Genomic DNA, 25591 nt, shown 5'->3' with positions numbered 1-25591 from the left:
TGGCCGAACCGGGCGCAGGCGTCAGGTGGATTTTACGTGGCTGCTGCTCGGGGCGTGGGCCGCGCGATCGGCGGCTGCCCGAAGCGCTCGGGCGGTCGGCGGCTGGACAAGGCGGTGTGCGGGCCGGGAGATTGAGTCAGTGCGCGCACGGGTGTGATGATCGTGGGCCTGGAGACCGATCGGGGGACTGATTGGGAGACGGAAGCGAATGAGGGTGACGTTCGGCCTGCTGGGACCCCTGACGGTCGCCGCGGACTCCGTACCGCAGTCACTGCCGAGGGCGACCGTCCTGCGCGGCCTGCTGGGAGCGCTGCTGCTCGCGGAGGGGGAGCGGCTTCCCGTCGGGCGGCTGCTGGACCTGGTCTGGGCCGGGCAGGCGGACCGGATCGGCCGGGGCGCGGTGCACACCGGGATGTCCCGACTGCGCACCTGGCTCGGGCAGTTCGAGGACGAGGACCTGGTGCTGGAGTCCGACGCGCAGGGCTACCGGCTGGCGACCGGGCCGGACGCCGTGGACCTCGGGCGCTTCCGTGCCCTCCTCGCCGCCGACGACTTGGCGGCCGACGACGTGGTCGCGGACGACCTGGTCGCCGCGCTCGCGTTGCGGCGCGGGCCGGTCCTGGCCGGGCTGGAGCGGGTGAACCGGGAGGATCCTCTGGTGACCGCCGTGGAGGCCGAGGTCCGGACTGCGGCGCTCGCCCTGGCAGGAACCGTCCTGGCCGGGACCGTGCGAGCCGCCGCCGTACCCCGGGACGCCCTCCCCGCCCTCACGGCGCTCGCCGAGGAACACCCCTTCGACGAACCCGTCCACGCCGCCCTGCTCGAACTGCTCGCCGCCGACGGCCGGGCGGCCGAGGCGCTGCGCCGCTTCCAGCGCCTGCGCCGACGGCTCTCCGAGGAACTCGGCATCGAGCCCGGCGAGCAGGTGCAGCAGGTCTTCCTCGCCCTGCTCGCCCACGACCGCGAGGGCGCCCGCGCCACCACCGTCGCTGACACGGTCACCGCCGCCGCCGAGCGACCCCGCGTACCCTCCCAACTCCCGCGCGACCTCCCGGACTTCACCGGCCGCGACGACCAAGTGCGGCTCGTCCTGGACACCTTGGCGCACGGCGGGCTCCCGGTGATCGCCGGCATGGGCGGCATCGGCAAGACCGCCCTGGCCGTCCACGCCGCCCACCGTGCCGCCGCCGACTACCCCGACGGCCGGCTCTACGCGGACCTGCGCGGCGCCGACGCCGCACCCGCCGACCCCGCCCACGTCCTCGCCGCCTTCCTGCGTGCCCTCGGCACCGACCCCAGGGAGATCCCCGAGTCCCTCGACGAACGCTCCGCGCTCTACCGCACCCTGCTCGCCGACCGCCGCGTCCTCGTCGTCCTCGACAACGCCGCCGGCGCGCACCAGGTCGGGCCGCTGCTCCCCGGCACCCCGACCCACCCCGACCGGCAGCACCCGGCCGTCCTCCTCACCAGCCGCGCCGCACTGACCTCCCTGCCCGGTGCCCGCCTCGTCGACCTCGGCGAACTCGACGCCGCCCACGCCCGGATCCTGCTGAGCCGCATCCTCGGCGACCACCGCGTCGCCGCCGAACCGGTCGCCGCCGCCCAGATCACCGAACTGTGCGGCGGCATCCCGCTGGCCGTCCGCATCGCCGGGGCCCGCCTGGCCGCACGGCCCCGCTGGTCCCTGGCCCGGCTCGTGGACCTGCTGCGCGACGAACGGCGGCGCCTCGACGAACTGGCCACCGGGGACCTCGCCGTACGGGCCGGCTTCGCCGTCGGCCACGCCCGGCTGCCCGCACCCGTCCGCCGCACCTTCCGGCTGCTCGGCCTGCTGGACGCCCCCGACTTCGCGTCCTGGGCCGCCGCGGCCCTGGCCGACGTCCCCGTCCCGGAGGCCGAACGGCACCTGGAGGAACTGGTCGACGCCCAACTCCTCCAGGAGACCGGAACGGGACCCCACCCGCGCTACCGCTTCCACGACCTCGTCCGCCTGTACGCCCGCGAACACGCCGAGGCGGCCGAACAAACCGATGCCGCCGAGCGCGCCGAAGCAGCCGAGCGTCGCGCCGAAGCCGCCGAGCGCGCCGAAGCCGCCGAACAGACCGCTTCCGCCGCCGCCCTGGAACGCGCCCTCGGCGCCTGGCTCGCCCTGGCCGAGCAGGCCGCCGACCAGATCCCCGGCCCGTGCTACGCGCCCCTCCACGGCGCGGCGCCCCGCCACCCACTGCCACCCGCGCTCACCGCCGCGCTCCTGGACGACCCGATGGCCTGGTTCGACACCGAGCAGCCCGCCCTGAACGCCGTCGCCCGGCAGGCCGCCGCCCTGCGCATGCTGCCCGCCGCCTGGGACCTCGCCGCCTGCCAGGAGAAGTACTGCGACGTCCGCGGCCTCTACGACGACTGGCGCACCACCCACCTCACCGTCCTCCAGGCCTGCCGGACGGCCGGCGACGTCCGCGGCACGGCCGTCCTCACCCGCGGCCTCATCGAGGTCACCACCTGGACCACCCCGACCGACGGCGGCGGCCAGACGATGGTCGCCCTGGAGGACCGCGCCCAGCACCTGCTGCGCCTGTTCCAGCAGGTCGGGGAACCACGCGGCTGCGCCGACGCCCTCGTCCTGGTCGCCTGGAGCCTGGTCGCCCAGGGCCGCGACCGGGAGGCCCTGGAGACCGCCCACCAGGCCCTGGACCTCGCCACCTCCACCGACCACCCGGGCGGCCGGGCCCGCGCCCACCAGATCATCGCCGTCGCCCACGGCGAGGCCGACCTCGACCGCACCATCGAGCACCTCACCGAAACCCTGCGGCTGGCCCGGATGATCGGCAACACCCGCTTCGAGGCCACCGCGATCCAGTTCCTCGGCGCCGCCCACGGCCGGGCCGGTCACCCGGAGCAGGCGTACGAACTGCTCACCCGGTCCCTCGCCATGGCCCGCTCCCTCCAGGACTCCTACGTCGAGGCCTTCTCCCTGCTCTACCTCGCCACCCTCCACGCGGCCACCGGCGACCCCCGCGCCCGCCCGACCGCCGAAGCCGCCCTGGCCATCGCCCGGCGCCTCGACATGGGCCACCACCTCGCCCAGGCCCTCGGCATCCTCGGCGAGATCGACCTCGCCGCCGGGGACCACACCTCGGCCGTCGCCCACCTGGAGGAGTCGGTCCTGGTCTGGCGCGCCCGCGGCTGGCGCTCCTTCCTCGCCGCCGCCCTGCGCACCCTCGCCCGCGCCTACCGGGCCGCCGGACTGCCCGACTCGGCCGCCCGCGTCCTCGCCGAGGCCCGCGACCTGGGCCCGGACACCGGCGGCGGAGCCGGCGACGGCGTCGGCGGCCGCCCCACCAACGGCCGCCCCACCAACGGCGGGGGCGACCCCCAGGCCCACGAGGACTGACCGCTGTACCGCCTGACTGCTTACCGCCCTGTCGCCGATCGGTAAGCCATCGGTAAGCCACCCCTCCCTAGGGTCGGTTCGGACGGCGCGGACAGCCCCCGCGCCGTCCCTCCGGAACCCCACACCGCCTGACCACCACCCCCCAAGGCCGCCCCCCACGGGGCACACCTCCGGCCGGGTCCGCGCAGGGGACGGACCCGACCGGAGGCGCCTCCCCGCCGCCCCGCGACGCGGTTGCACCTCGGACGGGGCCTCACCGCGAGATCGGCGGGCGGCACTCGGCTTGCCGTCCCGCTACGGGGTCACCGATGGATCCGTGCGGGCGTCGTAGGCGGCGCGGGCATCGTCGATCCGGGCGAGGTGCGCGACGCTCCATGTGAGCAGGGGCGCGGTGGCCGCGCGCAGGGTGATGCCCATCTCGGTGAGCTCATAGCTGACGTGCGGCGGCATCACCTCGTGGACGGTGCGGGTGAGGATTCCGTCGCGCTCCAGGCTGCGCAGCGTCACGGTGAGCATGCGCTGGCTGATTCCGTCGACGGCCCTTTTGAGCTCGGTGAAACGGCGCGGTCCGTCGCTGAGATTGCGCACGACCAGCAGCGACCACTTGTCCCCGACGATGTCGAGCACCACCCGGGTCCGGCACCCATCGCTGGACCGCGCCGCCGACTGCGGATCGCTCTGAGTCGCGTCCATGGTTACCTCCAGAGAACCGGGTCACCGAAAAGTGCCTTATTGCCTGCGGCGCGTCGTGTGCACCAGCCTGGTCCTAGTACTCAAACAGTACCGAGTCACCAAAGGTAACCGCCAGGCCGCGAACCGGCGGTATGCGCGTAGCCGTGCTCCTCTGCCCTCAGCTCCTCTGATCCTGTGAAGGAAGATCGATGTCCACATTTCTGCTGGTACACGGTGCCTGGCACAACGGACGGTGCTGGGAGCGGGTGGTGCCGCTGCTGGAGGCCGCCGGGCACCGGGTGTTCGCGCCGTCCCTGACCGGCTTCGGCGACAAGGCACACCTGCTCGGTCCGGAGGTGGGTCTCGACACGCACGTCGACGACGTGGTCGGACTGATCACCGGGGAGGACCTCGGCGACGTCGTACTCGTCGGCCACAGCTACGCCGGGCTGGTGATCTCCTCCGTGGCCCACCGGATTCCGGAACGCATCGCGCACCTGGTCTACCTCGACGCGATGGTCCCGGAGGACGGCGAGTCCGCAGTCGACGTCCAGCCCGTGACACGGCAACTCATCGAGCTCGCCGAGAAGTCCGGGAGCAGCTGGCGCGTGCCGCCGATGCCCGAACAGCCCGCGCCCTTCGGCCTGTTCGGCGTCACCGACCCGGCCGACGTCGCCTGGCTGCGCGGGATGCTCTCGGACCAGCCGGTGCGCTGCCTGCAGCAGCCGGTGCGACTGGGCAACCCGGCCGCTGACGCGATCCCGCGCACGCACATCCACAACGTCGGCGCCAGGCCGGCGGGCGTCACCCGTCGCCCCGTCCCTCCGACCCAGCCCAACGGCACCGCCGCTCAGATCCGGGAGCTGCCGACCGGCCACGACTGCATGATCACCATGCCCGGCGAACTCAGCGAACTGCTTCTCGAACTCTCCTAGCCAGGGCCGTCGTTCATGTGGCGTGCCCGCATGGGGAGCGAGGCGTAGGGTGCGGGTGTGAACGAACTGATCTTCCGGGGGAAAGACAGACTCAGCCCCGACGCCGGCGACATCGCAGTCCTGCTCATGCTCGTCACCGCCGAATTCCTCGTCGGCCGCCTCAAGTTCCACTGGGGCCCCGGTCCCATGGTCCTGCTCGTCGGGGGGACGGTGCTGCTGTTCGCGGCGGGCCGCCTCGTCGGTATGCGGTACTGGGTGCGGGTCGACGCCGAGGGGATCACCGTCAACTGGGGGCTTGGGCGGGGGCGTACCTACTCCTGGCGGCAGATCTCCTGGATCGACGTGGCGGAGATCTCGGGCCGCGGCCGGACCACGCGCGTGGCGCGGATCCACACCACCGACGGTCGGCGCCACTGGCTGTCGGCCCTGGTCGCCAGCGGGTTCGAGCCGTCGGACGACTTCGACGCAGAGGTTCGGCAGGTCATCGACCGGTGGAGGCACTGCACCGAGCCGAGCCGGCGCGTCCGGCCGGAGAAGCGGTTCCGGGACCGGATCACGCCCCTGTGGATCGGCATGGCCGGCACCGCCGTCCTCGCCGTCGTCCTCTTCGTCACGAACGTGACGCTGTAGGCGGATCCTCGGCGACCGCGACCGCGACCGGGCCGGTACCGCTACCGCAGAGCCTGGAGGACCAGCGACTTCATCTGCTGCCAGTAGCGCAGTTGCAGCCGCGAGGGCGTGTGCGTCAGGAACACCACGCCCAGGTCCTCCGCCGGGTCGGCCCACCAGAACGCGCCGGAGGAGCCCGGCCAGGTGACCTCGCCCGCGGACCCGGGGGTCGTCGCCCCGCCGCCCGCGGCGCGGCGGACGGCCACGCCCAGGCCGAAGCCGTGGCCGGGGTTCCAGCCCGGACGTTCGAGCAACCGGGTGTCCGTCCCCGGCTCCAGCGTGTCGGCGAGCATCAGCTCGACGGTCTTGCGCCCCAGCACCCGGTCCGCGTCGCCGGTGGGGCCCGCGCCCTTGGCCAGCAGCATCCGGAGGAAGGCCAGGTAGTCGCCGGCGGTGCCGACCAGCCCGGCGCCGCCGGAGTCGAAGCGGGCGCGGGCGAGGTCGGGCAGCTGTTGTGACTCACCCGTCAGCGGATCGTGGGTCAGGGGCACGGCGAGCCGGTCCGGGTCCGCGCCGGAGCCGCCGACGAACCGGGTGTCGGTCATGCCGAGCGGGGCGAACAGCCGTCGGGCCAGGAAGGCCCCCAGGGTGTCCGAGGTGACGGACTCCACGATCTGCCCGAGCAGGTCGAACCCGAAGCCGTAGTGCCACAGGGTGCCGGGGTCGGCGAGCAGTGGGAGCGCGGCGAGGCGCGCGACGAACTCCGGGCCGTCGAGCCCGGTCATGCCGTCCCCGACCGCCTCGGCGTACCGTGCGTGCAGTGCGGTCCGGCCGAGGAGGCCCTCGGGGATGCCGGCGGTGTGGCGCATGAGGTCCAGCACGGTGGGCTGGCGTGCCGCCGGGCGCTCCCGGAGCGACTCCGGGTCGGCGACCCGCCGGTCCCGGAACCCCGGCAGGTAGTCGCCGACGGCCTCTTCGAGGACCAACTCCCCGCTCTCCACCAGCAGCAGAGCCCCGGCGGCGGTGACGGGCTTGGTCATCGACGCCAGCCAGAACAGGGTGTCGGTCGTCATCGGCGCCCCGGCCTGCGGATCCCGCATCCCGAACGCGTCGAGCCGCACCAGCGCACCTCCTCGGACGATGCCCAGCACCGCCCCGGGCAGCCGCCGTGCGGCGACCTCCGCCTCGACGAAGGCGTCGACCCGGGCCAGCCGCCCGGCGTGGAACCCGGCCTCGCCGGGATCGACTCGTGGTGTCACGCGACCATTCAACTACGCTGACCGGCAACGACGGTGAGAGGGGCGGTATGACGGGGGACCTTTGAGCTCCGGACGAAGCGTTCGAGCCGGTCAGGCGGATCCACCTGGTGCTGTGCGACACCGGCGAGACGCTCGTACCGGAGCACGGCCGCCTCTGAGCGGTGCGCCGACCAGCCGTCGGCGGCTGGTCGGCAGGCGGCGGGCGAAAATCGGGTGCTCCACCGCCGGCGGCCAGCAACACTGACGCCATGACCGGTTCCCCGCCGCCCCAACCGCCTGAACTGCCCCGACTGCCCCAACTCCCTCGACTGCCAGGACTCTTGCGACCACGCGCCCTGCGCCCCGGAGACCTCGTCGTCATCGCCTCGCTCTCCGGTCCACTCCCGCCCGCGTACGAGCCCAACATCGAGCAGACCGTCGTCGTCCTCCAGCGCATGGGCTTCCGGGTACGCCGCGCCCCGCTGCTCCGGGCAGGACGCCACCACTGGTGGAGCGCGGCCACGCCGGCCGAGATCGCCACGGAGCTCAACGGCCTCCTCCGCGACCCCGAGGTGCGCGCCATCGTCGCCAGCGACGGCGGCCAGACGGCCCTCGGCTACCTCGACCTGATCGACTTCGAGGCGATCACGGCCGACCCCAAGCCGATCCTCGGCTACAGCGACATCTCCCTGCTGCACCTGGTCCTCCACGCCCGCACCGGCCTGGTCGGATTCCACGCCGACGCGGCCGTCCCCGGCTTCGGCGGCCACTGGCAGTCCGCACCCCCGGCGCGCCGGGCGGAACTCGAACAGCTCTACGCCAGGCTGCTCACCGACACCGAGCCGCTCGGCGCCCTGCCCACCAGCCCGACCTGGGAGTGCTGGCGCCCCGGCCGCGCCGAAGGCCGACTGATCGGCGGCGTGATCAACCGCATCGTCCTGAACCAGGCGACCCCCTTCGCCCTCCCCCTCGAACACTTCGACGGCGCGATCCTGTTCTGGGAGGAGATGGGTGGCCTGGCCTCCTACGTGTGGAGCTACCTGCACGTCCTACGCCACAGCGGCATCCTCGACCGCATCGCCGGCATGGTCGTCGGCGTCCCGCGCGACATCAGCGGCCTGGAGCCCGGCGCCTCCCCGACCCTGCCCGAGATCGTCCTCGACGTCCTCGGCGACCGCGACATCCCCGTCCTGGGCAACGTCGACTTCGGCCACGCCGGCCCGAACCTCCCGATGCCGGTCGGCCTCCGCGCCCACCTCGACGCCCGGCGACGGACGCTGTCCCTGCTCGAACCGGCGGTAGGGCACGGTCACGGCGCCGGCTGAGTGCTCCGGCCGACGACCTCAGGCGAGGGAGATCCGCCGCGGAGCGATCCCCAGGACGAGCTTCTCCAGGGCCTCCCGGACCGGCCCGAACGTCGCCACCCAGGTCTCCACGAGACAGATCTCGCCGTCCCCGTCGATGCCGAGGAAGAACCGGCCTCCGTCCAGCTCACCGATCGGGAAGAGGTCCCGCCCGAGGTCCGCGCTCCACTCCGCGAAGCGGTCCTCCTCGCCCACCGCCAGCTCGGGATCGAAGTGGAAGCGGGTCCTCGCGACATCGATGCCGGGCCCGCTGACCCGTACGTCCAGGCCGCCGAACTCCGAGAGGAACTCCTCGGCCGCCTCGTGCATGCGAATCGGCCCCGACGCCTCCAGCATCCCGCGCCACCGCTCGACCGGTACCCGCCGCCCTGGCCGCCATCCGGCCGCACGCAGGGCCTCCTCGACCATCCCGGCCTCCCGCAGCGGCGCGGCCTCCGCCTCCACCCAGGCCTGATCCACCGGCACATCCTCCGGCCACCCCGGCCGCCACCGCTCCCGCCACTCGTCGAAGTCCTCCCGCAGGAACCGGCGTTCCACCGGCTTGAGCCGCACCTGCGGCCGCTGGTCCGCCCACCAGACCTCGAACTCCGTCACCGTCCCCACCACCGGCCACCGGCTCCCGTCCGCCGGAAGCAGCAGCACATCGACGAACCCGCCGACCGGAAGACCGAGATCCACGAACAGCCCGACCACACCGGGCGTCGGCACCGCGGCGACCGTCCCGGACAGCCGCTGCCCCAACCGCAGTTCCCGTCGAACCCGTATCCACTCCTCAACGCTGACCATGCGCCCCATCCTCGCAAGGCCTCGGCCCGCACCAGCCGCCTGGGGCAGCACCGGACCGGGACGCACTCCGAGCCGCGCCAGTACCTGCGGCGGGGCGTCCGCGATCACTCGCCGACCGCCAGCAGCGAGGTCGCCCCGGCCAGCACTGCACACGCCGTCAGGGCGACGACCACGGCCGGCGCGTGCCGCACTTCACGCGGATCACGGGGGTTTGGCACCTGGGCCAACGGCTCCGGCAGGCCTGGCACCTCCCCAGCAGCCGCCTCGGGCTGCTCGTAGAGCTGGTCAAGGGCAGTCGGAATCGGGGATGATGCGTCGGCAGGCACGGGATTCCACTCGGGTCACGGGGCACAGAGAACTCCATGATCTTGGAAGCCGTGCACACCTTCTTTGCTCACGTCGCTTCGTGCCCGCGTACGATCATCAGCCGTCGCCGATGTAGTGAGGCTGGATCGATGCCCGGTACCCGAACGCCGATACACCTGACCGCTGTCACCCTGGCCTTGACCGCTCTGCTGGCTTGCGTAGCCTGTGCCGGACAGACCAATGTCACGCCGTCCGCTCCTGCGCCGACAAGTACCGCCGCGTCTGCCGTCGCCGTGAGCCCTTCGCTGAGTGTCACCGTAAGCCCTCCGCCGAGCTCGGGCCGACCGGACCAGCAGCAGCTGGACACGGCCGCGGACGCGATCTCACGCCTCAGCCGCTCTTACCAGGACGCCTTCGCGGGCTTGGTGGTGGATGTTCCGGACGGTTGCGTCATCGTCTACCGGAAGCCGAGTGGTGGCGGCTTCGACGCGGCCCTCGCTCACCTGGGCCTGAGCGTGCGCATAGACCTGCGCGATGCGCCGCGCTCGATCAGCGAGCTGGCCGCCATCCGCAACCGGGTCACGGCACTGATAGGGCACACGAGCGACTACAGCATCGTCATGGTGGGCGACGGTTCGGAGGTGAGCTTCGCTCGCGGCGTGGTGGAGGTCGGCGTCAGCGGAAATCTGTCCAGCGCCCAGGCAGACCTGCGCGGCCGCTTCGGCGACCGGGTCGCTGTCTCAGCCGCCCAACCGCTCTCGGGCTGACCGGACTCTCCACCCCGCGTTCGGCGCTCCGAGCTGCACTCTCCGGCCCTCCGACGATCACAAACCGGACGCCATCCGACTACGCCGAAGCCCAGCCCACTATGCGGGAGGTGCCCCTGCCCGACGTTCGGGCAGGGGCACCTCTTCGGTCAGCTCAACGCCGGGGAGTTCAGCTGCGCACCAGGGCATTCCACTTCTGGGCCGGGCTGCTGTTGCAGTCATAGAGTTGGAGTCGGGCGCTGTTGGTCACCGTGCCTCCGGGGAGGTCGATGCAGCGGCCGGAGGCGGGGTTGTAGAGGCTGCCGTCGGGCCGGGGGACGAAGGTCTGCTGCGGCGCGCCGTTTCCGCAGTCCCAGATCTGCAGCTGGGTGCCGTTGGCGGTGCCGCGGCCGGTGGCGTCGAGGCAGTGGCCGAGGGCCCGGAGGCTGCCGTCCGGCTCGAAGGTCCACTTCTGGGCGTCGCTGCCGTTGCAGTCGTACAGCTGGACGGCGGTGCCGTTCGCGTTGCTGGCGTTGGCTATGTCCATGCACTTGCCCGCTTGGGCGGTGTAGGCGACGGGGCTGTTCTCGGCGTAGACGCTCAGGGCGTTGGTCCAGCCGTTGGTCCAGGTGTAGTAGGGGTCGGTGGTGGTGGCGTGGCCGGTGAAGGTCTGGATGACGCCATTGGGCGTCAGGGCCCAGAGGGTGGGCGAGCCGATGCCGGTGAGGTCGCCGTCGGAGCCGACGACGGGCCAGTTGGCGCTGGTGATGCCGTAGCCGATCTTGGTGTCGGTGGCGATGCCGGTGATGGTGGGGTAGCTGGTGGTGTTGCCGAAGTCGTCGGTGACGGTGGCGGTGATGGTGGTGAAGGTGTAGCCGCGCAGGTCCCCGTTGGCTCGATTGCGTGCCCACAGGCCGGGGTGGCCCTGGTTCGCCCAGTCGCCGGGGGAGATGAGGTCGCAGTCCTTCCAGCCGGTGGCCGCGAGTTTGATGGGCGACCCGAAGGTGGCGTCCTGGTAGGTGGGGTAGAACCAGAGGGCGCCGTTACTGTCCGGGCTGGTCTCGACGGTGAACAGGCCGGTGCGGTTCATGAACTTCTTGCCGGTGTCGAGTTTGCTGGTGCTGGGGTCGCCACTGGCGGCGATCTGCAGGGTAGTCGACCAGTTGGCGGCGTTGTAGCCGGTGCAGTCGGTCACTTTCGGGTCACAGGCGGGCTTGGCCAGTGGGATCTTGCTGTCGAAGACACCAATGGCTGTGGTGCCCGGGTTCTTGTAGAAGTTGAGAGTGCTGTCGCCGTCTTTGTGGACGATGAGGTCGTCGACGTTGTTGCCGCCGCGCAGGCTTCCGCGGTGGGTGGTGCGGTAGTTGGCCCAGGAGTCGTGGCCGGGGGAGTTGACTTTCGGGGCGGCGAGCGGGGCCTTTCCGCCGGTGGCGGGAGTGCTGTAGGCGCGCAGGTCGCCGTTGGGGTCGGCGGTGACGATGTCGGGCAGGGCGTCACCGGTGACGTCACCGAAGGTCGGGGCGGGGCTGTTGGGGTTCCACGGGGCGTAGAAGGAGTACTGCGCGACCGGGGAGAGGTTGCCGGCGTTGTCCTCGGCCTGGACGTAGAGGACGTTGGTGCCCCAGCGTCCGGCGGTCACCTGGATCTGGCCGCTGGGCATGGCGCTGCCGCACTGCCAGGTGGAGTCGACGAGTTGGGGGTCGAAGCTCCAGCGCAGGCAGGCCACGCCGGAGGTGTAGCCGCCGCTGGGGTTGGGGTCGGTGGCGGTGAAGGGGATGCCGCCGCTCTGGCCGGCGTAGAGCTGGGGGGTCTGGCCGTTGCCGCTGGGCGGGAACTGCTTGCCGGTGTCGGTGACGGTGGTGGGGAAGGTGACGGTGGGCGGGGTGAGGTCGACCTTGAAGTAGCAGTTCGGTGTGGAGGCGGACCAAGGGGTGTCGTCCAGGCCGTCTTTTGCCTGCATGTTGTAGCCGTAGGCGTGGCCGTCCTGGATCAGGCCGGCGGGGAGCTGGAAGCTGGTGGTGCCGCCGCTGTTGACGTAGGGCGTGTCGCCGCTGGCGCCGTTGGAGGAGTTGTAGTCCCAGATGTGGTCCCAGGTCTTGACCTGGGCCTGGGTGGGGCTGGTGACGGTGGCGTTGAGCCAGACGGCGTTGTTCTGGGCGGAGCCGGCGCCGAGCCAGGCCCAGTCGTTGGCGTTGCCGTCACCGCAGGACTGGTTCGTCGCCGCGGGGCTGACCGTCGTGGGGGCCGGCCATACTCCGGGGTTGGTGGGCACGTTGGGCACCCGGTCGTACATCACGGACAGCGCGGGCTGGTAGGTGAACCGCTTGAAGGCGTTCTGGTTGCTCTCGTCGCCGTAGAGGCCGAAGGTCAGCTGCCCGTAGTTGACGTACTGCTTCATCGCGCCGGTGATGTCGAAATTGAACGGCACGCTGCCGGGGCAGTCCGGCTGTCCGGTGCCGCCGACCAGGGCCGTGTCGCCGAGCTGACCGCCCTGCTGCCCGGGCTGGTTGGACCAGGTGGTGCCGTAGGCGATCGGCCCGTTGGTGACGTAGAGGTTGAGCGGGTACTTGTTGGTGCAGGAGTGGTCGGCGGAGTAGTACTCCTGCATGGTCATCGTCGCGGAGTGGATGACCGTACCGCCGAGCGCGCTGATGTCGAACTGGTAGAAGCTGCGCTCGATGTCGGCGGGTGAGCAGCTGCCGCCGTGGGGGTAGTAGCCGCACTTGCCGACGCCCGGGTGGTCGGCGTTCCCGGGGCCCTGGTGCATCCAGTTGTTGGATCCGTCGTGGGTGGACTGGACCCAGGTCCAGGAGTTGCCGGTCAGGGTCCAGGGCAGGTAGTCGGGGTCGATGTAGTAGGGGGCGGTGCCGTGGGCCAGGAGGTCCTGGTCGGGGGTGAGGTCGATGCCGTTGTTGTCGGCCTTGACCGGCATGGTGGAGACCTTGGAGGCCGTTCCGGGGCCGGTGTCGGAGCCGGCGGTCGGGGCCTGGCCCGCATCGGTCGGTGCGGGAGCGGGCGTGTCTGCCGTGGCTGCTCGGAAGGTCAAGGCGGTCTTCGTCACGGGCGCGGGGACGCTCGGGGCGGGTGCGGCGGGAGGCGTGCTGCTGTCCCACATCTGCGGGGTGCGGGAGACCCAGCGGGGCTTGCCGTCGGTGCCGACGACGGTGACGTTGCCGTGCTCGTCACTCTTGACGGTGACGCCGTCGAGGGTGGTCCCGAAGTGCAGGTTCTTCAGGGCCGGGTTGGCCGCCGCGGCTTGGGTCTTGACGACCAGGACGGTGGTCAGGCCGCCGAGCTTGGTGGCGGTGACCTTGAGGTCGATGTCGGGTGCGACGGACGGGTAGACCGCGCTGTCCCCGCTGACGGTGGGCGTGGGCAGCGCGAACGGGGCGGACAGTGCGAGCTTCTTCCCGTCCGAACTGGTCATGGTCGCCAGCGGGCCGTCCCCGCCCTTGGACAGGGCCACCTGCCCGGCCGCGGACTTCGGCGAGAAGGTGCCGTCCGGGTTGGCCACGAGGGTGGCGTCCAGCCCCTGCCAGGCGCTGCCTCGGCGCACCCGTTGCTGCTCCAGGTGGCTGGTGAGCGCGAGGTGGCCATCAGGGGTGGCGACGGTCTCGCTGTACTCGGTGGTGAGCGAGTCGACCGGAACGTTCTTTTGTGTGGCCTTGGCCTGGGCGATGGCCTGCTCGACTGCGTTCGCGGGCGGACGTTCCTGCGACTTCTGCGCGGTGGTGGCGTCGATCGTGGCTTGTGAAGGTACTGACGGTGCGTCGGCGGCGTGAGCGGTGAGGCCAGAGAGGTTAGAGAGGCCAGTGGTGAGTGCGAGAACGGCCGCCGCAGTCAATGCCCTGAGCGGCACGCCGTTGTAGCGGCGCTTTCTGTTCAAAACGGGAAACTCCCCCCAAAGAACACGGATGACCTGCATGGACACAGGCCAGAGGCACGGTAGGGGGACGTACTGACACTGGCCAACTCAAATTCGATGACGAAGTCCCGGCTTGGGTCGAAATGGTCGATTCGTGGACCTCCGTGAGAAGCCTCACGAGGGGATAAGTCTTGACTATCCAATGTCAAGTCTCGCTAGCATTCGGCGGTTCGAATGCAGGATGCGCCTCCCGCATTCGCAGGGGGCTTTAATACTTGGGGGACGTGAAAGCGTGTCATTTATACAACGATCAGGCTCCGAGAGGGTAAAGGGCAGGAGGGGGAGACTGCGCGGACGGCTCGCGGCCGTCACAACGGCCGCCGTCATCGGTTCGCTGTTGGCGCCCCTGCCGCTCGCCGCGGCAGCCGATGGGCCGGACTACTCACGTAAGTGGTCTCCGCCGAACACCGCGCTGCCGAAGACGCCTTCGGTCGCCGGGCAGAACGCCGCGCCGGTTCCGGTCCCGAAGCCGGAGCACCCGGTGCCGCCGACATGGACCCCACCGAAGGACTCGAAAGCGGTTCCGGTCGGTCACACGACGGTGACGCTCGGATCCGCACCCGATGCACACCCGCTGGGCGAGGGCGAGAAGCCGCAGGCCGGTTCCGAGGCCAAGGCCTCAGGTCTCCCGGTCACGATCGCACCGCTGGCCGGTTCCTCGGCCGCGGGGCAGACGATCCAGGTCGATGTGGCCGACAGCAAGGCTTCGGCGGCTGCCGGGATTCCCGGCGTGGCGGTGACCCTCACCCGCCCCGGCTCAGGTGATGACGCACCGGTTCGCCTGGGCGTCGACGCATCCAACCTGGACGCCGCGTTCGGCGCGAATTGGGCTGCCCGGGCCCACCTGGTGGTCCTGCCGGAGTGTGCGACGACGACGCCGCAGTCCGCCGACTGCCGGAAGCAGACGCCGTTGGAGTCGCACTACGACGCGTCGACGAAGAAGCTCGTCGCCGACGTCCCGCTGACCGGAACAGGCATTGCGAAGTCTTCGATCACTCCGGCCACCAAGACCGCCACCGAGGCCTCCGGCACGGCCCGCGCGGTTTATGCGGGCTCCACCACCACCTCCACGACGGTCGGTGTGGTGTCCGGGGCGTCGAGTGGGGCCGGAACCTACGCGGCGACCCCGCTCGGCGTCTCGCAGGGCTGGACCGCGGGCGGATCGTCCGGCGCGTTCACCTACGGATATCCCGTGCAGGTGCCACCGGCGCTGGCCGGCTCGGCTCCGAAGGTGTCACTGTCCTACGACTCGGCGTCGGTGGACGGCCTGACCTCGTCGACGAACGCCCAGGCCTCCTGGATCGGCGACGGCTGGGACCTCGGCGCCGGCTTCATCGAGCGGTCCTACAAGCCCTGCTCGCTGGACGGAATCACCAACTCCGGTGACCAGTGCTGGGGCGGTGCGAACCTGACCATGTCACTGGGAGGCCACTCCGGCCAGCTGGTGCCCGACGACGCCTCCTGCCAGTCCAACGCCCCGGCGGCGATGGAGCAGTCGGCCTGCACCTGGCGCCTCAAGGACGATGACGGCACCAAGATCCAGTTCCTGACCGGTGCCACCAACGGCACCTGGAACGGCTCCTACATCAAGGTCACCGATACCGGTGGCACGGTGTCCTACTTCGGCCTGAACCACGTTCCGGACGCGAACGGCAACCCCACCACGCTCGGCGCGGACAGCGGCTCGGCGTGGACCGTCCCGGTCTACTCGCCCAACAGCGGCGACCCGTGCTACGACCCGGCCAAGGGCCAGGGCTCGTGGTGCCAGAGCGCCTGGCGCTGGAACCTCGACTTCGTCGTGGACCCGCACGGCAACCTCACCACCTACACCTATGCGCCCGAGACGAACTACTACTCCCGCGGCGGCGCCCAGAACAACGGCAACGGCACCCCCGCCGCCTACACCCGCGCCGGCGTGCCCGCCACGATCGGCTACGGCCAGCTCCTCTCGGACCAGCTGAACAACAACGGCACCTACCAGCCCGCCGCGAAGATCGTCTTCAACAGCTCCGAGCGATGCGTCACCTCCACCGCGGCCTGCGACCCGTCCCAGCGCACCGCGGCCAACGCGGCGAACTGGCCCGACGTCCCGCTGGACCAGCAGTGCGACGCCATCAACCCCTGCACCGTCTATGGTCCGACGTACTGGACCACCAAGTGGCTGGCCTCTCTGGCCACCCAGGTGAAGGTAAACGGCAGCTACCAGACCGTGGACTCCTACGCGCTCAACCACACGTTCATCAACGTGCAGAACGCCACCGAGAACACCCAGGTCCCCTGGCTAGCCTCCATCCAGCGCACCGGCCAGGACCCCCAGGCCACCGGCAACTCGATCACCCTGCCCCCGGTGTCCTTCACCTCCCAGCTGCTGCCCAACCGCGTGGACGGCACCAACCTGGTCCCCGCACCGCCGGCCTACAACCGGCCCCGCATCCAGGTGATCACCACCGAGACCGGCAGCACCATCGGCGTCAACTACGCCCCCGCGGGCTGCTCACGGCAGAACAACGTCATGCCGGCCTCCGCCGACAGTGACACCCTCTCCTGCTACAACGTCAAGTGGAACCCGCCCGGCTCGGTCGCTGGCGCGGCGCCCGTGGACGACTGGTTCCTGCGCTACCCGGTCGCCAGCGTGACCGTGGACCCGGGCACTCCTCATTCGGTTCCGATGGAGACCGACTACACCTACGGAAACGCCGCCTGGCACCGCACCAACTCGCCGTCGACCCAGGACAAGAACCGCACCTGGGACCAGTTCCGCGGCTACGCCTCCGTCACCGAGGTGTCCGGCAGCGGCAACGACGGGCCGAAGTCGAAGAAGTCGACCACCTTCTACCAGGGCATGGACGGCGACGTCCTCGCGAACGGCACCAGCCGAAGCGTCCAGGCCGCCGGCCCGATGGGCGGCGGGGCCACCGACTCCGACTGGCTCTCCGGCCAGACCCGTGAAACCGACACCTACACCAGCGCCGACGCCACCGGAACCATCACCGGCTACACGGTGAAGTCCCTCAGCGGCGGCCCGGTCACCACCGCAACCCACAACCAGGGCGGTGGAATGCCCGCCCTCCTCGCCCAGTACACGACCACGACAACGGCCAGCACGACGAAGTCGCTCAAGGCCGACGGGACCTGGCAGGCCGGCACCACCACCACGACAACCGACCCCTCGCACGGCAACCGCGTCAGCACCTCCCTCAACAGCGCAGACGGCCTGCCGGACATCTGCACCCGCACCGGCTACGCCGCCGGACCGGACCCGCAGGTCCAGGAGGTGGCCTCTGAGTCCGTTGCGATCTCCGGTGCCAACGCGTGCACCGCGACCGCCACGGCGTCCAACACCGTCTCCTGGACCCGGACCCTGTACGACGGCCAGGCCTTCGGACAGCTCGGCGCAGCGCACGATGCGACCAGCGCACTGACTCTCGACCACTTCGACTCGTCCGGGACACCGCAGTTCAGTGCGGCGAACGCGACGTTCGACGGCTACGGGCGCATCACCGCCGCGACTGACCCCAACGCGACCGACAGCGCGCACCCGAACGGCGCGACCGTCACCACCGCCTACACGGCGGCCAACGCGGGTGAACTGCCCAACAGCGTCACCGTCACCAGCCCGGCCCCCGCCGGTGCGAGCGACGCGGCCAACGGCCGGACCACCACCACCACGTACGACACTGCCCGCGCACTACCGCTGACGGCGACCGACACCAACGGCCGCACGACCACCGAGGCCTACGACCAGCTCGGCCGCGCGACCGGTCTGTGGCTGCCAGGCCGGGACACCAAGGCCGGCGCCAACAAGACCTTCACCTACACACTCCCTGGCGTGGTCAACGGCGCCGCCATGCCTCCGACCGTTACCACCTCCGACCTACAGGCGAACCCCAATCAGCAGGCGAACGACACCTACGCCGTCAAGATCGACATCATGGACGGTGAGGGACGGACCGTCCAGTCGCAGGCGACCCCGGCACTCTCCGCCTACAACGGCCGGCTGATCACCGACACGGTGTATGACTCTCAGGGCCGCGTCACCCGGGCCAACAGCCCCTGGTACAACAAGGACAGCGCGCCAAGCACCACGTCGTTCGACACCGACACCAAGAAGGTCCCGGGCCAGACCTACAACGTCTACGACGGCCTCGGGCGCCCGGTGACCCAGCAGTTCGTCGCCTACGGGGTCACCCAGACCACGACGACCACCGCCTACCCCGGCGTCGACCGGACCGACGTCACACCGCCCGCGGGCGCCACCCCGGCCTCGACGATCACCGACGCACGCGGTCACACGACCCAACTCTGGCAGTACAAGACCACCACCGCCACCGGCAACCCGACCGACGCCGACATCACCTCCTACACCTACAACCCGGACGGCCACCTGGCCACACAGAAGGACGCCGCAGGCAACACCTGGACCCACGGCTACGACCAGCGCGGCCGAGAGATCACAGGCACTGACCCGGACACCGGGACCAGCACCAAGACCTACGACACCGCAGGCCGTCTCGCCACCGCCACGGACGCGCGCGGGCAGACCATCGCCTACACCTACGACCTGCTCGGCCGCGTGACGGGCACCTACTCCGGTACGGTCGCGCCGGCCAACCAGCTGACCGGCTTCACCTACGACAGCGTCGTCACAGGCAAGCCCGCCACCTCGACCCGCTACGTCAACGGAGCCTCCGGCATCACCTACACCAGCTCCGTGCTGGCCTACGACACCGCCTACCACCCGACCAAGACCACCATCACGATCCCCGGCACCGAGATCGGCCAGGGCGCCACCCCGTTCACCTACACCTACCAGGCGAAGTACGACCCCACGACCGGCGCCGTGACCAAAGACAGTCGCTCCACCGTGGGTGACATCGCCGGCGAGACCGTCCAGTACCACTATGACTCCAACGGACCGCTGAGTACCTTCGGCGGCAGCGTCACCTACGACCTGTCCTCGGACTGGGACGCCTACGGACGCAACATCCGCTCCACGGTGAACCCCTGGGGCACCCAGATAGTGGTCACCAACACCTACGACGAATCCACTGGCCGCCCCCTACAGCAGTTCGTCGACAAGCAGACCGCAGCCACCGGCGCCGTCCAGCAGCTCACCTACACCTACAACCCGGCCGGCCAGCTCACGGCGATCCGGAACATCCCGGACAACACCCCGTCGTCCACTGACCTCCAGTGCTTCGGCTATGACTACCTCAGTCGGCTCACCACCGCCTGGACGGACACCGGCACGCTCACCCAGGCCGCCCAGCCCACGGTCGGCGGAATCGGCGCCTGCGCCAACTCATCGCCCACCAGCGGCGCCCAGGCTCCGCTGAGGACCACCGTCGGGGGACCTGCCGCATACTGGCAGAGCTACGGCTACGACCTCACCGGCAACCGCACCCAGCTCGTCCAGCACGACCCTTCCGGTGACACCACCAAGGACACCACCACCAACCAGACCTTCCCGGCCGCTGGGACGGTCAACACCCCGACTACCGCTGCCAACACCGGCGGCGGAACCGGCGGACCGCATGCCCTGACCGGCTCCACCAGCACGGGGCCGACCGGCGCCACCGGCAGCAGCGCCCAGTACGACGCCGTGGGCAACACCACTGCCGTCACCGACACTTCCGGCACCGCCACCCTCGGCTGGAACAGCGAGAACAAGCTCGCCTCCTACAGCAAGACCGGCACCGCCGGACCCACCACCTACCTCTACGACGCAGGCGGCAACCAGCTCATCCGCCGCGACCCCGGCAAGACCACCATCAACCTCGGCGGCGACGAACTCGTCTACGACACGACGGCCAACCCCCCCACCGTCACCGGCATCCGCTCCTACCAGATCCCCGGCGGCATCACCCTGGTCCGCCAGGGCGGCAACTCCACCTACCAGATCGCCGACCACCACGGCACCGGCACCTTCGCCATCGACGGCACCACCCTCACCGAGACCCGGCGTCCCTCCGACCCCTTCGGCAACCCCCGCGGCACCCAGCCCACCACCTGGGCCGGCGACCACGGCTTCGTCGGAGGAACCAAGGACGACGCCACCGGCCTCACCAACCTCGGCGCCCGCGAATACCAACCCACCACCGGCCGATTCCTCAACCCCGACCCGATCATCGACCTCGCGTCCCCACAGCAGTGGAACGCCTACGCCTACAGCAACAACAACCCCGTCAACCTCGCCGACCCGTCAGGCCAGCACTTCGAAGAGTGCGGCAACGGCATGTACGCATGCACCGGCGGCATCACGCCGACAGGCACGGGACGTGACTACGACCAGATCGTAAAAGAGAACAAAAAGACGGAAGACTTTGAGGCATACTCGGCATACACCTACTGGCGAACCCATAAAACAGTTCGTGAGCAGTACGCGGTCAGGTGCAGCGGCGGCCGATGCAACAAGAACTCAAAGGAAGGTCACGAGGGCAACAATAAGGACTTCCTTTTCGGGCTTGGCGCGATCGCTATCGGGCCGATAGACGTCGCCCACAAAATCATCCACTGGGGCGACCGCGAGAATAAGGGCAAGCCCGGCCCAATGGACACCTACATAGACTGGGCGATGCGCAACGGGGGCGACCCAATGAGCGCTGAATGGGCTTCAGGGGGATACCTTCCCGCCGCAGTAGGCGACGTTTACGCCGCTAATCCGGAGGCGCCAACCGGTTGGCGCTCGTGCAACAGCTTCCCAGCCGGCACCAAGGTCCTGCTCGCGGACGGAACTGCCAAGCCGATCGAGCAGCTAACCATCGGCGACCAAGTCACCGCAACCAACCCTGGGAGTGGCAAGACCGCTGCGGAACGCGTCACGCAGACCATCATCACCCCCAACGACAAGGACTTCACTGACCTACAACTGACCATCTCAGCCGATGGGGAGACCAGTAGTGCCACCGCATCGGCCGTAACCGTAACCTCGACCCAGCACCACCCATACTGGGATGTCACCGCTAAACGGTGGGTTGACGCGGTCGACCTTCGCCTGGGGGACCAACTCCTGACTGCCGCAGGCGATGCTGTCAGGGTCACGTCGGTCCGCAACTACCAGGTCGACCCAATCTCTGCCTACAACCTCACCATCGACCACACCCACACGTACTATGTGCTGGCCGGCACGACACCGGTTCTCGTTCATAATTGCGGTGAAACGCTCGACCGCGCCGTTGAACTCTACGGACTTCGGGCTGACCCGAAATCAACGGTGGCTGTCGCCCAGGTCCGGAAGATTGGAGATCCGAACGCTGGTCCTGAAACGTGGGTGGCGACCGAGCAGTCCGGACTGCCCATGGAATGGGATCCGCGTTACGGTGGCACGTCGCCCGGGCGTCAAGGAGAGAGCTACATCCATGGTGTCGGGCATGCAGAGGGTACATTGATGTCGGCGATGAAAGAACGCGGGTACGAGCTACTGGAAATGGGGTCATCGACGAACATGTGCAATGCCTGCTACGGACGAACCGCGGCCCCGCCGTTCAGCATGGTTCCAAGTGCCATCGGATCTCGGCCCTCGTCGAGGATGGGCTATACGGACTGGCGACTTGTGCTGCGTCCAGGGGAGGGCTGGTGAACTTCCCGAATTACGAGGCGCTGGACACACTCGACCGTGCCGGTGCGTTCGGGCTGCTCTGCTCGGCGCGCCTGCTTGCCGTGGCGGCGCTTGGCGATTTTCCGTGCGCTGGGGACCTTGGGGCCCTTGTGCGGGCCTGGGGTGAGTGTGCCGACATCGCCCCACAGGTGGTCTCGCTAACGCGCTATTCAGCAAGGTTTCCCTACCGCGACGATGTCGAAAGTCCGAACTACTATCGGAGCCTTTCTGTCGATCTGGCTCTAATGTCGATTGACTTCGAGCAGGAGCAGCCCGCGGCTCGAGCGCGGCGGCTTATGTTCATGGCGACCCAGGCGTGGGGAAATCTGGATGATATTGTTTCATCTCGCGGTTTGGGCCCGGGCGAGTTTTGTAAGCGGGAGATGGAAAGTCAAGCTCGTGACATTTCTTCGATTTCTTCCGGATCTGAGGTGAGGCCTGCCTATCTGGCCTGCCTCGCGCATTATCGCGAGGAGTATCAGGAGCGCGCCTTGTATTTCGGCCGGGTAGCCTCGTTGTTGAGTTGGTCATGAGGCTATCGTCAGTTCGCGCATGTGGCGGTCTAAGGCCCCAGCCGATGCCCGATCTGGCGCCCTAAACGTGGAATATGAAAGGCCCTCCGAGACTTATCTCGGAGGGCCTTTCAGGTGCCTTTGACGGCAACTCTGACGGCAACGTCAGTGGACGGGTTCTGCACTTGGCGGTTCGTCAGGGGCCTCGGTGGCCCGGAGGGCGTTGCCGAGGGTATCGATGGCGTGGCGCTGGAGCCGGAGGCGGACGTGGGCGTAGACGGTGGCGGTGATGCCGATGTGTGCGTGTCCGGGTAGCTCCTTGATCACGACGAGCTCGACGCCCTGTTCGAGGAGGAGGGTCGCGGCGGTGTGCCTGAGGTCGTGGAACCGGATGCGGCGAAGCCTGGCAGTCCGGCATAGCGCGGTGAAGAGCCGGGTTAGGTTCGACGGGTCGATGGCCGAGCCGTCTGGCGTGGAGAAGACGTACCCGCTGCCCTTCCAGGCATGTCGGGCCGCAATGCGCTCGCGGTCCTGTCGCTCGCGGTGACGCTTGAGCGAGTGGACGCATTCGGTGGGGACGGCGATGCGCCGTTCGGAGCTGATCGTCTTGGTCGGGAGGGAGGTGAGGCCGCCGGTGCGGGTGCGTTGGAGGGTGCGGCGGATGCTGGCCGTGCCGGTGTCGAGGTCGAGGTCTTCCCAGCGCAGGCCGAGGAGTTCGCCCTTGCGCAGGCCGGTGCGTAGCGCGAGTTCGAAGAGTGCCTGCAGCCGGTGACCCTCGGCTGATGCCAGGAACCGGCGAGCCTCGGCGACGGTGAGCGGTTCGAAGCGACGAGGCCGCGCTGTGCCGGTCTTGATGTTGCGGGCGACGTTACGCGGCAGCTCGTCTTCACGGACGGCGTGCTCCAGGGCGGACTTGAGGACGGAGTGCACGTAGGTGACGGTGAGCGGGGACAGCCGTTTGCCGCAGCACCGGTCGATCGCACAGCAACGCTGCCGGTTGTCCAGCCCGCGAGCGCAGCACTGGCAGGTGGTGCGGAGCTGGTCGAGCCAGGTGCGGATGTCCTTGGCGGTGAGATGGGCGATCTTCTTCCGGCCGAGGCTGGGCATGACGTAGAGGCGGATGCAGGTGCGGAAGCGGGTGTGGGTGTTCTCGCGGAGGCGGTGGACGGCGACGCTATCGAGCCAGTACCCGAGGTACGTGGCCACGTTGCTGTTGGCAGCGGCGACGGGTCGGCCCTGGTTGCTGGCGGCGATGCGGTCTGTGAGCTTGTCGGCGGCTTCCTTGCGGGTGGTGCCGTAGACGCGGACGCGCTTGCGGCTGCTGTCGGTGGCGAGGACGTAGCCGGCGGCTTCCCAGCGGCCGTCGCGGCGCTGGTAGATGGTGCCTTCGCCGTTGGCGCGGTACTTGCGGGAGCTTCGGGGTGTGATCATCAGGCTGCTTCTTCCAGGTGAGCGTGGATGTAGTCGGCGAGAGCCAGGGTGGGGATGCGGCGCGCGCGGCCGACGCTGATCGATGCGAGGCGCCGGGTGCGGATGAGGTCGTAGACGGTAGAGCGGCTGACCTTGAGTCGGCCATGACTTCGGGGACGGTGAGGAGTTCGTCGTCACGCATGAGAGGCCACCCCCGCCCGCTGGGCCGGCGGTGCCACGGCTGAGGCCAGCCGCGCGAGTTTGGGGGTGAGGCCGATGCCGGAGAACGCCCAGTGCGAGAGGACGAGCGTCGACGCGTCGTCGGGTCCGGTTGCCGGGGGCGTGGCCTGTGCGTGCTGCCAGTCGGCGCGTGCCTGCCGGAGTTCGGCGAGGGTAGTGGAGTAGGTGCGGATCTTGGTGGAGAAGTGTCCTCGGAAGCCGAGCATGTGTGCAGGACCTGAGCCTGAGATGGGCGAGTTCGGGGCGTGCACCGAGTTCCCAGGCGGTGCGGATCATCTTCTCGGCGTGGACGGGGAGGTCCCACTGGGCGAGTTCGCCGATCAGGCGTAGGCGGCCGTCGAGGGTTCCGGCGGTTCCTTCGGCTCCTTTGGTGGCGTACTTGGCGATGTAGGCGGCGACGGCCCGCTCGGCGATCTGGCCACCGTGGTCGAAATCGGTGGTCCGGATGGGCCGTATGTCGAGCTGGCTGCCGAACGCGAACGCCGCCTCGCTGCTGCCGAGTTCGGGTCCTGCGACGTGCGTGCGTGCGAGCGACGGCGGCGCGGATGGCGTCGGTGAGCAGGTCGACCGTGGCTCAGGCGGGCGGGAGGTCGGTGTTGCCGTTGGGCCCGTCGAGGCGGATGACGGCGTGGAAGTGTATGAGGCCGCGTCGCTGGTACGTCCTCGGCATGGGAGCGGCCGCAGCGGCAGCGGCGCGTGGAGCCGGACGGGCCGGTGGGGCGGTTGTGGACCGGTCCGAAGGACCGGGCGGTGAGGGTGGCGAAGACCCTGGGGTGGCGGGCGATGGTGTCGGGGACGGTCTTGCCGCCGCGCAGGCCAGCGGTGATGAGCTGGAAGGTGTCCTGGCGGTAGACTTCGGCGCAGGAAGCGCATCGGGTGGCGGGGCGGTTTCCGCAACGCACGAGCAGGCACCCGGCGGGCATCTTGCCGGAGTCGAGGTGTCGCAGGATCAGACCGGTCGCGGTGTCGACCTCGCTCCGGTGGCCATCGAGGCGGACGGGGCCGGAGCACGCTCTGAGGGTGGTGAGTTGGCGGACCAGGCCAGGGAGCTGGTTGAAGGGACCGAGCGTGGCGAGGTCCTTGGCCGCGACCACGGGAGTTTGCTGGGAGCCGGTGGCGTCGAACGTCATGAGGGTATGACCCTTCTGGGGTACGGCGCGAGCGCGCCGGAAGTCATGGGAGGGGTGGGCCCTGGAAGGGGCGGAAGGGGAAGGTCACGCCCCTGTCGGGTGAGGGTCTGCGGGCAGCGGAGGCCCGCCGGGATCTGGCGCGGAGGCGCAGCTGGGCGGACATCAGGCGGCCTTCACGTAGTTGCTGTGATCCGGCAGTTCGCGAACCTGGTGGGCTGCGCGGCAGATGGCGTCGCTGATCTGCCAGCACGCTTCGGTGGGCAGGTAGACCGAGCGAATCCGCACGGGAGTGCGCATGTCGCCGATCGAGGCGATGGAGACACTCTGGAGCATTTCGCGGTCGGCGGCGCTGACTTCAAGCTCCCGGCGGTCCGGGAACAGGTGGAGGAAGTCCTCGGCGGTGTCGACCCGGTGGCAGATGCGCGCGGACAGGTTGGTGCGCATCGCGGTGGAGAGGGCGTCGGCGGAGGGCTTTTGGGTGATCAGCCACAGGCGGTTGCCGAACTTGGCCCCTGGCTGGCGATGGCCAGCAACTGGGCCTCGAACCGTTCGCGGGCCTTGCGATCGGAGTGTCGGGTGTAGTTGGCGACCTCGTCGATCACCACCGGGAGCAGTGGCAGTTCTTCGCTGAACGCGGTGAGATCCTCTCGCCGAGGTACGTGTCGATCGCGCATCAGCGGGCGAGGCAACGTGACTGTTCGGTGTGGGTCTGGCTGGTGCGCGCCGGCCG

At 69.8% G+C, this 25591-nt stretch carries 14 protein-coding genes and 3 pseudogenes; 7 read left to right on the top strand and 10 right to left on the bottom strand.

Annotated features, from left to right (window positions below; genetic code table 11):
- The first annotated feature begins 208 nt into the window (after positions 1–208).
- Complete coding sequence (locus tag ABTZ03_RS09635) at positions 209–3391, top strand: AfsR/SARP family transcriptional regulator (RefSeq protein ID WP_350512333.1); 3183 nt, start codon at positions 209–211, stop codon at positions 3389–3391.
- 294 nt (positions 3392–3685) lie between these two features.
- On the opposite strand, the gene ABTZ03_RS09630 is transcribed toward ABTZ03_RS09635, so the two are convergent.
- A complete protein-coding gene (locus ABTZ03_RS09630) occupies positions 3686–4084 on the bottom strand; it encodes a winged helix-turn-helix transcriptional regulator (protein ID WP_350512332.1) in 399 nt (132 codons plus the stop codon).
- A gap of 188 nt (positions 4085–4272) precedes the next feature.
- Between ABTZ03_RS09630 and ABTZ03_RS09625 the strand changes: the two genes are divergently transcribed.
- A complete protein-coding gene (locus tag ABTZ03_RS09625) occupies positions 4273–4998 on the top strand; it encodes an alpha/beta fold hydrolase (RefSeq protein WP_350512331.1) in 726 nt (241 codons plus the stop codon).
- Positions 4999–5055: 57 nt separating this feature from the next.
- Complete coding sequence (locus ABTZ03_RS09620) at positions 5056–5628, top strand: hypothetical protein (RefSeq protein ID WP_350512330.1); 573 nt, start codon at positions 5056–5058, stop codon at positions 5626–5628.
- A gap of 41 nt (positions 5629–5669) precedes the next feature.
- Here ABTZ03_RS09620 and ABTZ03_RS09615 read toward each other — a convergent pair whose 3' ends face one another.
- Positions 5670–6866, bottom strand: coding sequence for a serine hydrolase domain-containing protein (locus ABTZ03_RS09615; protein ID WP_350512329.1), 1197 nt, complete (start codon positions 6864–6866; stop codon positions 5670–5672).
- Positions 6867–7114: 248 nt separating this feature from the next.
- Here ABTZ03_RS09615 and ABTZ03_RS09610 point away from each other — a divergent pair, with 248 nt between their 5' ends.
- Positions 7115–8170 (top strand): S66 peptidase family protein, encoded by a 1056-nt coding sequence (locus ABTZ03_RS09610; protein WP_502894422.1) that lies wholly within the window; start codon positions 7115–7117, stop codon positions 8168–8170.
- An 18-nt stretch (positions 8171–8188) separates the two neighbouring features.
- Here the strand turns inward: ABTZ03_RS09610 and ABTZ03_RS09605 are convergent, their stop codons facing one another.
- Positions 8189–8995, bottom strand: a complete 807-nt coding sequence (locus ABTZ03_RS09605) for an SUKH-3 domain-containing protein (RefSeq protein ID WP_350512328.1) — start codon at positions 8993–8995, stop codon at positions 8189–8191.
- Between the two features lie 362 nt (positions 8996–9357).
- On the opposite strand from ABTZ03_RS09605, the gene ABTZ03_RS09600 reads away from it, so the two are divergent.
- Positions 9358–10068 (top strand): hypothetical protein, encoded by a 711-nt coding sequence (locus ABTZ03_RS09600; RefSeq protein ID WP_350512327.1) that lies wholly within the window; start codon positions 9358–9360, stop codon positions 10066–10068.
- A gap of 169 nt (positions 10069–10237) precedes the next feature.
- Here ABTZ03_RS09600 and ABTZ03_RS09595 read toward each other — a convergent pair whose 3' ends face one another.
- The gene (locus ABTZ03_RS09595; RefSeq protein ID WP_350512326.1) at positions 10238–13933 is read right to left on the bottom strand and encodes a ricin-type beta-trefoil lectin domain protein; all 3696 of its coding nucleotides are present in this window, start codon (positions 13931–13933) and stop codon (positions 10238–10240) included.
- Between the two features lie 376 nt (positions 13934–14309).
- Between ABTZ03_RS09595 and ABTZ03_RS09590 the strand changes: the two genes are divergently transcribed.
- Both ABTZ03_RS09590 and ABTZ03_RS09585 read left to right on the top strand, forming a co-directional pair.
- On the top strand, positions 14310–21551 hold the full coding sequence (locus ABTZ03_RS09590) for an RHS repeat-associated core domain-containing protein (RefSeq protein WP_350512325.1): 7242 nt from the start codon (positions 14310–14312) through the stop codon (positions 21549–21551).
- A complete protein-coding gene (locus ABTZ03_RS09585; RefSeq protein WP_350512324.1) occupies positions 21548–22102 on the top strand; it encodes a hypothetical protein in 555 nt (184 codons plus the stop codon). Before ABTZ03_RS09590 ends, ABTZ03_RS09585 begins: the two co-directional genes overlap by 4 nt.
- Positions 22103–22246: 144 nt before the next feature.
- Here ABTZ03_RS09585 and ABTZ03_RS09580 read toward each other — a convergent pair whose 3' ends face one another.
- The 6 genes and pseudogenes from ABTZ03_RS09580 to ABTZ03_RS09555 form a co-directional block, all read right to left on the bottom strand.
- On the bottom strand, positions 22247–23512 hold the full coding sequence (locus ABTZ03_RS09580; protein WP_350512323.1) for a tyrosine-type recombinase/integrase: 1266 nt from the start codon (positions 23510–23512) through the stop codon (positions 22247–22249).
- Positions 23512–23693, bottom strand: a pseudogene (locus tag ABTZ03_RS09575) (helix-turn-helix domain-containing protein). The gene ABTZ03_RS09580 and the pseudogene ABTZ03_RS09575 overlap by 1 nt, the downstream one beginning before the upstream one ends.
- Positions 23686–24415, bottom strand: a pseudogene (locus tag ABTZ03_RS09570) (replication initiator). Before ABTZ03_RS09570 ends, ABTZ03_RS09575 begins: the two co-directional pseudogenes overlap by 8 nt.
- Positions 24391–24861, bottom strand: a pseudogene (locus ABTZ03_RS09565) (replication initiator); the annotation flags it as partial. The pseudogenes ABTZ03_RS09565 and ABTZ03_RS09570, both read right to left, overlap by 25 nt.
- 162 nt (positions 24862–25023) lie before the next feature.
- On the bottom strand, positions 25024–25305 hold the full coding sequence (locus ABTZ03_RS09560; RefSeq protein ID WP_350512322.1) for a hypothetical protein: 282 nt from the start codon (positions 25303–25305) through the stop codon (positions 25024–25026).
- Between the two features lie 38 nt (positions 25306–25343).
- Positions 25344–25466: a hypothetical protein gene (locus ABTZ03_RS09555; RefSeq protein ID WP_350512321.1), complete on the bottom strand. Its 123-nt coding sequence runs from the start codon at positions 25464–25466 to the stop codon at positions 25344–25346.
- Between the last annotated feature and the right edge of the window lie 125 nt (positions 25467–25591).

Origin of the sequence: Kitasatospora sp. NPDC096077 (assembly GCF_040303245.1) — a bacterium.
Taxonomy (GTDB): domain Bacteria; phylum Actinomycetota; class Actinomycetes; order Streptomycetales; family Streptomycetaceae; genus Kitasatospora.
This window is presented reverse-complemented; position numbering and strand designations above follow the sequence as displayed.